This is a genomic window from Rhodobacter flavimaris (assembly GCF_021378075.1).
GTDB classification, from domain to species: domain Bacteria; phylum Pseudomonadota; class Alphaproteobacteria; order Rhodobacterales; family Rhodobacteraceae; genus Rhodobacter; species Rhodobacter flavimaris.
In genome coordinates this window covers 25141-36954 of the sequence record NZ_JAJUOS010000002.1, presented here as the reverse complement: position 1 = coordinate 36954, position 11814 = coordinate 25141, and the positions used below count along the sequence as shown (strand labels likewise).

Sequence of the window (11814 nt, the reverse complement as noted above, 5' to 3'; positions counted from 1 at the left end):
AGCAAGGCGGTGCTCTCCTCATTATTGGCTGCTAACGCCGACGTTTTTTGAAGTGTTTTCTGGGAGTGCTGAAGCTGCATGATTAAGGCTCTCAGAGACCTGTTCGATCGAAGAGCGCTGCGCGTACCATTTGAGGATGCGGCGGCTTGGCTCGACAGGAATTGGGGCCGCGTGAGCGCCTTGTTCGAGAGCAAGAAGCTTGCGCGTTATGTATTTGAGCCCGTCGCTCGGCTCTGGGATGAGAGCTATCCCGGTGATGACCGGCAGATTTCGCGCCTGATCTGTCAGGTTGCCGTGGCTAATGCTGTGATTGCGGGGCTTCCGGGTAGGTTGGGCGTCGGGGTTCTCGTGGCAATTGCGCTCGAAATCTACATGGCTATTCAAATCGGCCGTCGTGTTGGCCTCAAGATTGATGGCACCTCTGACGTCGCGAAGTATTTCGGGCTTGGGGCCGCCATTGCCCTCACAATACTTGAAGGATTTCGGCATGTGTTGGGCTTTTTCTTTTCTTTGTTTGCGCTCGTCGGATTTTTGCCTGCCACAGCGCTTGCTGAGTTGTTTGCCACTAGCTTGATCGGTGTGATCTTTTGGATCGGGTTCGAGGAAGCTCATGAGCACGGGTCATTTCTGATCCCAAGACGTCTTTACAAGCGTGTGATCGAACGCACCAAGGAACTCGTGAAGTACCAGTACGATATTGTTCGTCACGGGTTCACCCTTGCGAATTACAAAGAGACTGTGAAACGGCTATGGGGATGGCTCTCAGGGGAAGGTGTCTATGCTCCGCGGCAGATGCGTGGCGACATCTTTGTCCCTGTCGCCTTTGCTTACATGCTGTATGGCCGCATTGAGCAACTGAGCGGTCCATTAGGGCAAACCTTCATGCAGGCAATCCGAGACACCAACCAGGCGATGCAGGGGCTGAACGATCAGGCGATCGCGGATGCGTTTCGCGAGAAGTTCACGGATGCTCTGGGTGGCATCGACGCAGCGGCATTGCAGGGCATGGAAAACCTGGTGCGGGGGCGGATGTTCGAACTTATGGTCGAGAAAAGCGTGCCTTGGGAGGGCATGGGCTGGGATCAGGAGCGCCAGACCGCAAGCCTTCATGATGATTTCAACCATCCTGGAACCGACATTGTGTTCACCAACCACGATACCGGTGATTTGCTCGAAGTTCAGATCAAGGCGGCATCTGACATTGGTTACATCGAAGAGACATTGAGGCGCTATCCAGACTACCCGATCATCGTCACCTCTGAAGTCGGCCAGGAATTTGACGGTTTGGAATTTGTGCAGGCTGCTAACATATCCAACGCGGACCTCCGCGAGGTGACGCAGGAAAACTTTGACTCCTTGTTGGAGGATCTGCCCAGTATTTCGTTTTCCGAAATGGCCGGAGCAGTTGGGCAGGGGGTGGCCATGAGCTTGCTTGCGCAAATCTGGCCATTCTTCGCGGCCTACATGCGGCGGCGTATTACGTCAGATCAGTTCACTTCAGCCATACAGCGGTTGCTTCCAGAGCAGGGGGCTCGCCTCGCAAAATATGCGGTTCTCGCCGCTGCCATGGGGCCGGTCTACGCTTGGTGGGTCCTGGCCCGGACCGTCATGGGCCTCGTCCCGGACCCGCCTCGACAGCCTCATAAACGCTACATTTGGAAGCCAGTTGGTGGTGTCGGAAATCGCGACCTTGGTGTGGAAGTTTGATTCCGATGCTACAGGGTCTAGATGGCTGTCGCTTCAGTTGGGCCTCCCAAGTGGCGCGCCCAGTCGTGCCAAATGTCTGGGCGCGCCGCCGTTTCAACGACATTCACCTACCGTGCAGTCGGGACTGCCAGTATTTGAACGCCGTTCGGGCTTCATCGTTAACGAGCTTTGCGATTACGCGCCGGTAGAAGCGGGTTGCATGGGGTGAGCTTTTGAGACTGACAGCGATAATCGCCAAGGCGATGATCCGTGGATCGATGTGGCTCGCATCAGCGATTTCGATCACAGCATCATGCACTTCGAGTTCCTGCACTCTCATCTCGAGCATAGCACGAAGGGCGGGCGGGGGCGTACCCGCCTCGAAGGCAACAAGTATAGCCTCCCACATGGTCTCGTTCTCATCACAGGGGGTGCTGACCGCCGAAGCTTTCCTGAACAGTGCGTCGTTACCACTACCCGATGGTTTGCGTGAGCGTACCGGCATTAGAAAATCGCGGGTTTCTTGGAGGCACGGGACCTCTGCAGAAGAGGCACTCAGGCTCGCAGACATGCTCGCGGATACCTCGAGAGGCACCTTTCGCATCTGCGGAAGCTCGTCCTGCGACACGCTTTCTTCATCGACGAGCACCAGACTCGTCAGATGCGTGCAAAGGTGATGGCGGATCGCAAATTGAGTTGCGGACGCTTCATCAAGTTGCGTGAGCGCCAAGGAGGCCGCGAAACGGCCCACGGGATCGGAGCCTTCAAGGGACATCGGCTCCCCCCATTCGACGTCGATCTGGAGGCCCCCACGGGCGCTTGAGAGGCGTGCGGGAAGCCTCTCGTCGTCAAGCGTAATCGTGCGAGCAGAAATCGCCCTGAGGTTCGGGGATCGAAGGGCCGTAAGCGCGGCCCCTATGCTGTCCGAGACCTCCGCGCCAAGGGTGAAGAACACTTGACCGCCGGTTTCAGCACAAAGGCGCCCGATCGTTACATCCAGGCTCCCGGAACCGATCAGGACGGCACTGACGCGCGCGGGTGAATCTGAGAACTTCTGGACAAGATCGGACCATGTCTGGCCATCGGTGAGCACCAGAATATCACGTGCCCCGTTCGCGATTGCGAAGCTAATGGCTGCCCCCAGCTCTGTTCCGCCACGGGGGCCTTCGAGCAGCTCTAGCATGCTGGATGCGCTGCTTGCTGGCTGGTAGCCTAGAAACTCAACGGAACTGTCAAACTGGTAAAGCGAGATCCGATCGGACGCGAGCAAGCTGCTGAAGGCCTGTGAGAGGCCGCTACGCATGCACTCCCAGATCGAGAGCCCGTTCCTGCCAACGCGAGCCCCCGTTGAGCCAGAGCGATCGACGAGGACTGCAAGATCGAGAGCCGCATCTTCTTGGGTCGGCGCGGTAGTGCAGACACGAACCTGGCGGCCGTGGGCGTCTCTTCCGAACACGACCCCAAAGCGCCCGCCGGAGATCGAGAGCTCAATGGCGGCGTTCAACGAGATCTCGACGCTCTGATCGTTGACTAGAACTTCTGTCCCGTTCAGCACGGCTTGGCCGTCTTCGCAGGTGACCGAGAGCCTCGCAGCGTGACGAACATTTGCATCGGTTACGAGGTCATCAGCGGGGAGCAGCGGGGAGTTGCCATAGAGCTGACCGCAGGTAACGGGGATGCGCAGAAACGGATTTCCACCAACCATCGCAAGCGGTAGCACCATCGTCGCGATCAACTTGACCATTGCACCGGGAGCCAGGTTCGCGATCGATACCGCATGAAGGCCCCGAAGGAGTTCTTCGTGAAGGACGGCGAGTTTGCCGCGGTCAATGGCCTCCTCATATGTTTCTCGAGCGGCCGAGCGGGATTTTGCGACGGCGGTGATGACGCGCTCATCGACGTGCAGCTCAAGATTCGTGACGGTCGCTTCAAAGCCGACCGGGAACGTCATGACCGCTTCAATCGGCATGTCCTCGTCGTTCTGGAACGTCCGCGTGAGCGTGACGATCGCAAGGCCACGGCGGCATTCGACGCGGTATTCGGTCGCTTTGAGCGGCATCGGGGTGGGCTTGCTGCCGCGGATTGCGGAAACCCCATCGTAAAGCGTTCCAAGTTCATAATCGAAGGGAGTGGATGCCGCAGACGGTCGGAAATTCTTGAACATCACTTGGGTTCCTTGGCTGAATAGACGCGCAAAGCGTCGGCGAGGTGTTGAATGACTTTTTCGATGTCGATGGCATCGGGTTGAACATCCGGGTGAATGCGCAGCTCGACGCCATCGATCTGGGCGATCGGCACCGCATCTTCGAAACTCATCAGGACCTTGATAGAGGCAGGCTTCATTCCAAGCCTGTGCAACGCGAGATAGCGCCTGGCTTTCTCAAGGTGGGTCTCGTCATAGGCATCCGCACTCCGGCCGGTCTTGTTGGCGGGAGGCAGGATGCCTTCTCCGATCAGGAAGCGAACCTGCCGGGGAGCGATTTCCAGTTGTTCGGCCAGTTCGGACAGGGTCATGTCGCCTCCTAACGGAACAAGATATTTGTCACGTTTTCATGATTTCAAGATCGTGACAAGAAGTTTGTTCTGTTTTTTTGGATCGTGATCTTATCGTTCTGATAGATATAGATTTTATAGGCGGGCAGCTGGGTATCGAGCGCAAGCCGCGAACTTATTTGGCGGGTGAGTCTAAGATGCCTGGCTCACAGCTAACGCTCGAACGATAGGGGCATTCTGCTAAGGCGGCATAAATTTCCGTTGCGCGAAGAATCTGACGCACCTAGTAAGGAATCAATTCCAACGATTTTGGACTGATTCAGAGCTGGCGTGCCTATGTCATTGCTCTTGGCGGTCACCACTTTCTAATTGATTTTGTCTGCCATGTAAGTGCTGCGGTGTGAGCCGCAGTCGGCGGATGAGTCTTTTTTCCAATCTTTTTTGAACACGCATACGTCGCTTGAGTTGCCGCATGGCTGCCTAGAGCTCGAGCGCAAATTGGTCCCGGCGTTCCTCGCCAGCTTCTGGCGGGAGGCCCGAAAGAGAGGGAAAGATGGTTGAAACCGCCGAGCGCATCACGCGCGCACTCAATGGGAGCTGGTATGGCCGCTACGGCGTCGCCAGATGCCCCGCTCATGGTGATGATAAACCTAGCCTGTCGTTGGCCCATGGAGCTGACGGGCGGTTGCTGCTCCGGTGTCACGCCGGATGCGAATTTGTGAGCATTCTTGATGCCTTGCGTGCTTTGGGCATCTTGGAGGGCCGCGGAGCTGTTCCAAAGCTGGATCAAGAAAACATTACGCGTCGCATGATGGAAGAGCGTCTGGCAGCTCGTAAGAAGGCTTGCCAAGCGCGGCAGTGCTGGGTGGAATCGCTTCCGATCAATGGGACGGTTGCGGAAGCCTATTTGCGCGAAGTGCGCGGAATATCTTGCATGCTGCCCGAAACACTTCGCTACCACCCAAGTGCTTGGCACGGCGCGACGGGACAGCGGCTGCCTGCCCTGGTTGCGAGAATAGATCACGCCGCGAATTTTGCGGTTCATCGCACCTATCTCCGTGCGGATGGATCCGGAAAGGCGTTGGTCCAGCCGGAAAAAGCGATGCTTGGCCCAAGCTCGGGTGGGGGAGTGCGTCTTGCCAATGGGCATGAAGCAGTTGCGGTTGCCGAGGGCATTGAAACTGGTCTGAGCCTCCTTTGCGGCCCCTTGCAAGGTTCAGTGGCGGTCTGGGCGGCGCTCTCGGCATCCGGTATGAAAGCTCTGTTGCTGCCCACGCGTCCAGGTTCGCTGATTATTGCGACCGATAGCGATGACTGTGGCGTGGGGCGCCAAGCGGGGCTCGCACTCGCCGACAGGGCTCATGCCTTGGGCTGGGCAATACGCATGTTGCCTGCCCCGGAGGGGGCAGACTGGAATGACGTAATCCGGGACATGAAGGGGCCGACCAAGTGAACGCGCGCATACCAAATATCGCGGCTAACTACGCAGGTAAGGTCGAACCCATCACTTTCGAAGGCCCGCAGCCGCTCAAGTATGAGGCTCCCCCGGGCGAGGCCTATCCAGTCGATGCCCTGGGAGGCCTTCGTGAAGTTGTAGAAGCCGTCCAAGGCGCAACCCTTGCGCCGGTCGCAATTCCGGCAGCCTCAGCGTTAACGATCGCGTCTTTGGCCGTCCAAGGCCTTGTTGATGTGGAAACTCTGGGTGGTGTGCGGCCAGTGTCGCTTTTCGCTATGACGATCGCTCAATCGGGGGAGCGGAAATCTTCTTGTGACGCTCGCTTGATGGAAGGCTTGCGCGCGTTCGCAATCGGAGAGGACAAGATATATCGTGACAGCATGGCATCTTGGGCGAACGTGCAAGAGGTTCATGCCGCAAGACGCAGCAAGATAATTAGTGATTATCGCAGGGAGAAGACCGGGGCGAATAAAGCTGCGCTCGAGGCGGATTTGAATGCGCTTGGCAAAGAACCTATCGCGCCCCCCGACCCCAACCGACTGGTAGGTGGGCAGTCCATCCAGGGCATCACGCGCCAGTTCCGCGAAGGTATGCCGACTCTCGGTCTTTTTTCTGATGAGGGCGGGCGTTTTCTTGGTGGCTACGCAATGTCTTCCGAGAACCGCTTGGCGACTATGGCTGCGCTTAATGACCTGTGGCAGGGCAGTGAGGTTCGTATTTCATTGGCAGGAACTGGCTCATATGTCCTCTACGGGCGCCGCTTGGCCGCACATCTCATGGTGCAGCCTGGGGTTGCCCGAGAGTTTATGAATGATCCGATGGGCGCTGATACCGGGCTTCTGGCACGCTTCCTGATTTGTGAGCCGAAGAGCACGATTGGCACGCGCCTGCAGGCGCGCGTGAGACGCGACGAAGGGGCTTTGATGAGATTTTCGGAGCGTCTTGCTGAAATTCTTGCAAGCCCGCTCCCGATGGATCCTGAGACGCGCGCGCTGAACCCGCGTGTCTTGCGTCTCTCTACGGATGCTTATGAAATGCTCGCGCATTTCGCGGATCACGTGGAGGCAGAGCAGGCGCCAGGAGGTGTCTACGTCGGCGTCAAAGGAGCGGCTTCGAAGGCCGCGGAGCAGGCTGCGCGGATCTCTGGGGTGTTAACCGTTTGGACCGACATCTGTGCTGCTGAGGTCGATGCTGCAACGATGGCTGATGCGATCAGGATTGCCCAATTCTATCTGGATGAGGGGCGGCGTCTTTCTGAGGCGGCTATCGCCTCTGCTGAGATCGAGCGGGCGGAAGCTCTGCGCAAGTGGTTGGTAACAAATTGGCCGCATCCCGAAATCACCCCTTCCGAAGTCGTGCAACGTGCCCCGATATCGTCTCTGCGGACAAGCCCTGCCGCCAGATCCGCGATCGCAATTCTTGTGAATCATGGCTGGTTGGTGGCTTTGCCTGAGGGGACTGTGGTACGTGAGCAATCGCGTAAGGAGGCATATCAAATCTGTCGAGTATGGCATGAAGTTTGATCCCAATGTCCTCGTCTAACTCTAGTATTTTAGACGACGTCAGAGTGCTAATCGTGCTATTTGTGCTAATCTGGACCAACTGGCTAGCATGAGTAGCACGATTAGCACGTCTATTGGTTCTGTTGTTAAAATCGGCTGATGGCCGCGAGTCCGAGCGGTGTGGAGCCAAGCAATGAGAGAAAAGTCAGTTCGTTCTGCGGTTCCGGACGGCAGCTATCGCTTCGTTGCCCTCGATGTGGAGACAGCTTGCAGCGATACGTCGAGTATCTGTCAGATTGGGATTGCCTGCGTTCGGTCCGATGACGTGATCGAGAGCTGGGTGACCTATGTCAATCCGCGGTCGCATTTCTCAACTTTCAATACCCGGCTCCACGGGATCGGACCCGATCATGTACGTGAAGCCCCTGACTTTTCGCAGGCAATCGCGCTCCTTGAGCCGCTACTCGCGCGTCATCTGGTCATACAACACAGCGGTTTCGACCGACGCGCAATTCAGGGTGCCTATGAAGAGCTCGGTCGCTCTGCGCCCAACTGGCGCTGGGGGGATAGCGTTCGGATCGCCCGACGCGCTTGGCCCGAGTTTATCGGAAATGGTGGTCATGGCCTGTCGCATTTAAAAGAACGCCTTCAGCTCGATTTCGAGCACCACGACGCCGGTGAAGATGCACGAGCAGCGGCTTTGGTTGTGCTGCATGCGGAACGTCGCACGGGGCTAAGTATTGATGCCCTTCTTGGGCGTTAGCGCGAGAAATTCCACAACGTGATCGACGCGAGGGCGAGACCACTTCCTTTCCGCCCTGAATCTCACAAGAATGCTTCTGATCCTACGGCCCAGCCAATGGTAAGCGGCATTCCTGACGGCAGGTAATGGATCAGTGCTTTGCCAGGTTTCGCGTGAAGCCCTAAGAGCGCCGCCAAGGCCTGGAAGTCCTCAAACCATCGATGTTCTGGAGAAAAAGACTGCACAATCATTGCAGCTCGATCGGTCTTGAACCGTGCCGCTTCAAGAATTGCTGCGGCTGTTCGGTGGAACAACTGGTAACGCAACTCGGGAGGCGGCGGATTGTTCAGCCCGAGAAGATCGCAGATGAAACGCAATCTCTCAATCTTCCCATCACTTGCGTTCTCGAGCCATTCGCCGACGGTGGGACCAAACGGTTCGTTGACCTTTGCCTCAACTGCGATTGCGATGGTCTCGTTGGAAGCCTTAGCTAATGCAAACACGTCACATTGGCTTTCTCGGCTGCCTCCAGGTAGGGGAACCTTGTGTTCAGGTATGGCCAGCAAGAGTTCGACAGATTCCCCTAGAAGGTTCGAAACCTCTGGTGGTAGACCCCCTGCGGCCTCCCAAGAAAGCGCTGCAGCCATCGCCGAGTATCCACGTTTCCATTGCTTATCGGGATCAGCAAGAAATCGGCGCCAATCGTCAGCCCCTTGGGACGGAATGAATATCTTTGCGATCGCAGGATACTCCTGAAGGCTTCATGAAAATCATGCTTGAAGCTGGAGCTTCGTGATTTCAAATGCAAACGAAAATCATCGAGGCAGAATGCCACCTGTCTCAAGTCTCTGCCTGGTGCAGAAGGTGGCGCACCATGTCTTCGGTCCAAAGTTTTCCGGTCGCGCTTCGAATATTCGCTTCGTTCAGTCGAAATGCGATGTCCCTGTAAGTCTCGCCTGTCTCGCGGAGCTTCAGCGCTTCCTCTTTAGCCAAAGAGACGCGTTCTTGCTTTTTTGCGCTCCATTCATACTGTCTCTTGCGCCAAATTCCAAAATGGGCATGTGGATCGAACTTTGCTCCGTCAACCTCGATTTCGTCAGGGTATAGCTCATCGACGTCAATTCCTGCTCGTCCCACCCAAGCTTCAAGCGGACCGTGACCACGCCACCCGTGAACTTCGGAAAAACCAACGTAGAGCAGTTGGGCGTTCTTTTCTCGACAGATCTTTTCCGCTGACCGTAGAGCATCGAGCACGTACTCGGATCCTCGGTCCGGCTTGATTTCAAGGAAAGCCTCCTCTGCGACAAGCCGCAAGTTATGCTCCTTGGCGTAGCGGCGTATCAGTTCGCGCTGATAGCGGATCGTGCGGCTGGCCTTTGCTGCCTCATCGATGTCCTTGGGCAGCTCTGTGAATCCAGCCCACGGGACGGGAAGGGTCCAATAGAAACCGACGGCGTTACGCATGGGTGAGGCTCCCCCAACCGGAAAATCCCGAGGGATCCGCACGAGCCCTGGGCAAGGAGTATTCCTGCTTCATCGAAGCAAAGGAGATCCAAATGTTCCAGTCAAATCTTCAACCCACAGCGTCCGAGCTGCTTTCCCTAGTCGTAAAGAGCGTCAGGTCTGCCGGTGATATGCTCCGGGCAGAGTTTCATAGGGCGGGCGGTCCGCGGCGCCATGGCTCGGAAGCCCTCATCGACAGTGAGATCGAAGCCTTCCTGAAAGAACGTCTTCTCACCCTTTACCCATGTGGATTCATTGGCGAGGAGACGGCTCCGCGCACCGCCACCCAAGGGGATTTCTGGGTAGTAGATCCGCAAGATGGCACGGCAGATTTTCTCGCCGGCCGGCGAGGGTCTGCGATTTCGGTCGCCTTGGTCCGCGACGGTCGCCCCATTCTCGGCGTCGTGCTTGCGCCTCTCGCACCTGATGACGACGGCGATCTCGTATCTTGGGCGGACGGCGGAGAACTCGCTCGCAATGGGAAACCCGTTGGGTCCCGCGAATTGGCCAAACCTATGATTGTCGCGATGAACGCGAACGCCGCAGATCACGCTCGTCACAATCAGCAGACGCTGCCCAATGTGCGCATACTGGCATTGCCAAGTCCGGCATATCGCCTCGCCTTGGCTGCGGTGGGCGACGTGGATGCCGCAGTGAGCCTCGTCGATGGGCTCGATCCTTGGGATCTCGCGGGAGGGCATGCACTTCTGATTGGCTCCGGCGGCAAGCTTTGCGAGCTGTCCGGACGGCCGATTGCCTATGATCGTCGTGGCTATCACGGCTGCATCGGCGGCCATCCGGAAGCTGTCTCAATGCTTCTCGCGTTGAGCCCCAGCCGCGGGCCGAAGGAGCCCGCACTCCGTACCCTTTCGCCTCGGAGAACCGCCGATCCGCAGCTGCTCGCAAGGGCACAGGGATGTCTTCTTGGTCAGCTCGCTGGTGATGCGCTTGGGTCAGCCGTCGAGTTTTGCTCGGCGGAAACCATTGCGCGAAAATATCCTGACGGAGTTCTTACCCTGAAAGACGGGGGAACCTGGGATCTCATCGCCGGGCAGCCAACAGACGACGGTGAGATGGCCCTGGCACTCGGACGTTCGCTTGTCGCCGCGCGTGGCTACGATGTCGGTGCAGTTTCCCAGGCCTATGTTCGGTGGGGGCGTTCGCATCCGTTCGATATGGGGCTCACAACACGAGAAGCGCTCAAAGCTCTCGCTGCTGGTCACCGAGCGCAATCAGACAGCCAGGCGAACGGAGCACTCATGAGGGTGAGCCCGATCGGCATAGCTGCGGCAGGCGCCCCGGCACTTGCAGCAATGCTGGCTTCCTCAGACGCGCGGTTGACCCATTCTCATCCGATTTGTCAGGCAGCGAGCGCCGCCTACGCAGCAGCCATTGCGATGGGTGTCGAAGGTGGTGATGCCGAGGCGATGTTCGATGTGGCAGATAAATACGCAGGTACTGGCCGCGGTGCCTTGGTCATTCGAGAGCGGCTCGCACAGGCTCGCCGACAAGAGTGTCCGGATGACTATTTTCGGCAAACGGGGTGGGTACTAACGGCCTTTCAAAATGCCTTCTACCATTTGGCGCGAGGCACTCCTCTCGCGGAAGCCCTCATGACAACGGTGGCGCGAGGTGGAGACACCGATACCAATGCGGCGATCTGCGGAGCGCTCCTCGGGGCCGTGCAGGGACGGGACGCGGTTCCTCTGCAATGGCGCAATGCCCTCTTGACCTGTCGGCCGATGGATGTGGCGGGCGTGACCCATCCTCGTCCGCAAGAATACTGGCCTGACGATGCAATGGAGTTGGCCGAAGCGCTTCTGACAATCAACTCAACGGAGAACATGTGATGCAGAACTCAAATTCGAAATACGTCGTCAGGTTCCAGGGTGATGAGATCTGCGCCGAGACTCTGGCCGACATTCTGGTCCAAGTTTTACAGCATCTTGAAGCATTCAAGCCCGGGACATTGGAGCGGTTGTCACACATGTCCCGAGGAAAACGATGGATCGTGGCAAGATCTCAGGTTCATCTCTATCCGGATCGGCCCGACCTCGCGCACATGGCTCGGCGCGTGAATAAAGAATGGCATGTAGGGACGAACTACTCGGCTCGTGACGTAAACGCGATCCTCTCCTATGCCAGTGTTGCCGCGGGTCTGGGACGCGAGCGGCTCTACCTGCAGCCACCGCTGGCTTCAAAACCGACTTCCTTGGAGGATCTCTTGCGAGATTTGTCATGATAGTGGCTCAGGCGGGTCGCCGATCGTGAGCGGCCCGCAAGAACCGGAATGCTCGATAACGCTGTGATTGGCGTGAAGCTCCGTTGGTGAGTTGATCTCGATGCGATCTAGAGGCGGGCGCTGGGAATCCTATGGAGCTTCGAGATCGTGCATGTTCATGATTTAGGCTGGAGCGGGGATTGGCCAGTCG

General features: G+C 57.5%; 10 protein-coding genes. 6 read left to right on the top strand and 4 right to left on the bottom strand.

Annotated features, from left to right (window positions below; all coding sequences use genetic code 11):
• Nucleotides 1-78 precede the first annotated feature (78 nt).
• A complete protein-coding gene (locus LZA78_RS02915) occupies nucleotides 79-1707 on the top strand; it encodes a hypothetical protein (protein WP_233675462.1) in 1629 nt (542 codons plus the stop codon).
• Between the two features lie 103 nt (nucleotides 1708-1810).
• Here the strand turns inward: LZA78_RS02915 and LZA78_RS02910 are convergent, their stop codons facing one another.
• Nucleotides 1811-3850, bottom strand: coding sequence for a VIT domain-containing protein (locus LZA78_RS02910; RefSeq protein WP_233675461.1), 2040 nt, complete (start codon nucleotides 3848-3850; stop codon nucleotides 1811-1813).
• Complete coding sequence (locus LZA78_RS02905) at nucleotides 3850-4200, bottom strand: MerR family transcriptional regulator (RefSeq protein WP_233675460.1); 351 nt, start codon at nucleotides 4198-4200, stop codon at nucleotides 3850-3852. The genes LZA78_RS02910 and LZA78_RS02905 overlap by 1 nt, the downstream gene beginning before the upstream one ends.
• A 532-nt stretch (nucleotides 4201-4732) precedes the next feature.
• Here LZA78_RS02905 and LZA78_RS02900 point away from each other — a divergent pair.
• The 3 genes from LZA78_RS02900 to LZA78_RS02890 all read left to right on the top strand — a co-directional run bounded on the left by LZA78_RS02900 (nucleotide 4733) and on the right by LZA78_RS02890 (nucleotide 7900).
• Nucleotides 4733-5632 carry a DUF7146 domain-containing protein gene (locus LZA78_RS02900; RefSeq protein WP_233675459.1) on the top strand — a complete coding sequence of 300 codons (900 nt, stop codon included), beginning with the start codon at nucleotides 4733-4735 and terminating at the stop codon, nucleotides 5630-5632.
• Nucleotides 5629-7158 carry a YfjI family protein gene (locus tag LZA78_RS02895; protein WP_233675458.1) on the top strand — a complete coding sequence of 510 codons (1530 nt, stop codon included), beginning with the start codon at nucleotides 5629-5631 and terminating at the stop codon, nucleotides 7156-7158. Before LZA78_RS02900 ends, LZA78_RS02895 begins: the two co-directional genes overlap by 4 nt.
• Before the next feature lie 172 nt (nucleotides 7159-7330).
• On the top strand, nucleotides 7331-7900 hold the full coding sequence (locus LZA78_RS02890; protein ID WP_233675457.1) for a 3'-5' exonuclease: 570 nt from the start codon (nucleotides 7331-7333) through the stop codon (nucleotides 7898-7900).
• Between the two features lie 62 nt (nucleotides 7901-7962).
• Here LZA78_RS02890 and LZA78_RS02885 read toward each other — a convergent pair whose 3' ends face one another.
• Complete coding sequence (locus LZA78_RS02885) at nucleotides 7963-8604, bottom strand: DUF6946 family protein (protein WP_438811054.1); 642 nt, start codon at nucleotides 8602-8604, stop codon at nucleotides 7963-7965.
• 115 nt (nucleotides 8605-8719) lie between these two features.
• On the bottom strand, nucleotides 8720-9343 hold the full coding sequence (locus tag LZA78_RS02880; protein ID WP_233675455.1) for a recombinase family protein: 624 nt from the start codon (nucleotides 9341-9343) through the stop codon (nucleotides 8720-8722).
• Between the two features lie 92 nt (nucleotides 9344-9435).
• On the opposite strand from LZA78_RS02880, the gene LZA78_RS02875 reads away from it, so the two are divergent.
• Nucleotides 9436-11232 (top strand): inositol monophosphatase family protein, encoded by a 1797-nt coding sequence (locus tag LZA78_RS02875; protein WP_233675454.1) that lies wholly within the window; start codon nucleotides 9436-9438, stop codon nucleotides 11230-11232.
• Nucleotides 11232-11624: a hypothetical protein gene (locus LZA78_RS02870; RefSeq protein WP_233675453.1), complete on the top strand. Its 393-nt coding sequence runs from the start codon at nucleotides 11232-11234 to the stop codon at nucleotides 11622-11624. Before LZA78_RS02875 ends, LZA78_RS02870 begins: the two co-directional genes overlap by 1 nt.
• Nucleotides 11625-11814: the final 190 nt, after the last annotated feature.

Excerpts from the sequence above, each read along its gene's own strand:
- LZA78_RS02905 (WP_233675460.1), bottom strand. The coding sequence starts at position 4,200 with ATGACCCTGTCCGAACTGGCCGAACAACTGGAAATCGCTCCCCGGCAG.
- LZA78_RS02910 (WP_233675461.1), bottom strand. The coding sequence starts at position 3,850 with ATGTTCAAGAATTTCCGACCGTCTGCGGCATCCACTCCCTTCGATTAT.
- LZA78_RS02900 (WP_233675459.1), top strand. The coding sequence starts at position 4,733 with ATGGTTGAAACCGCCGAGCGCATCACGCGCGCACTCAATGGGAGCTGG.
- LZA78_RS02915 (WP_233675462.1), top strand. The coding sequence starts at position 79 with ATGATTAAGGCTCTCAGAGACCTGTTCGATCGAAGAGCGCTGCGCGTA.
- LZA78_RS02880 (WP_233675455.1), bottom strand. The coding sequence starts at position 9,343 with ATGCGTAACGCCGTCGGTTTCTATTGGACCCTTCCCGTCCCGTGGGCT.
- LZA78_RS02890 (WP_233675457.1), top strand. The coding sequence starts at position 7,331 with ATGAGAGAAAAGTCAGTTCGTTCTGCGGTTCCGGACGGCAGCTATCGC.
- LZA78_RS02870 (WP_233675453.1), top strand. The coding sequence starts at position 11,232 with ATGCAGAACTCAAATTCGAAATACGTCGTCAGGTTCCAGGGTGATGAG.
- LZA78_RS02875 (WP_233675454.1), top strand. The coding sequence starts at position 9,436 with ATGTTCCAGTCAAATCTTCAACCCACAGCGTCCGAGCTGCTTTCCCTA.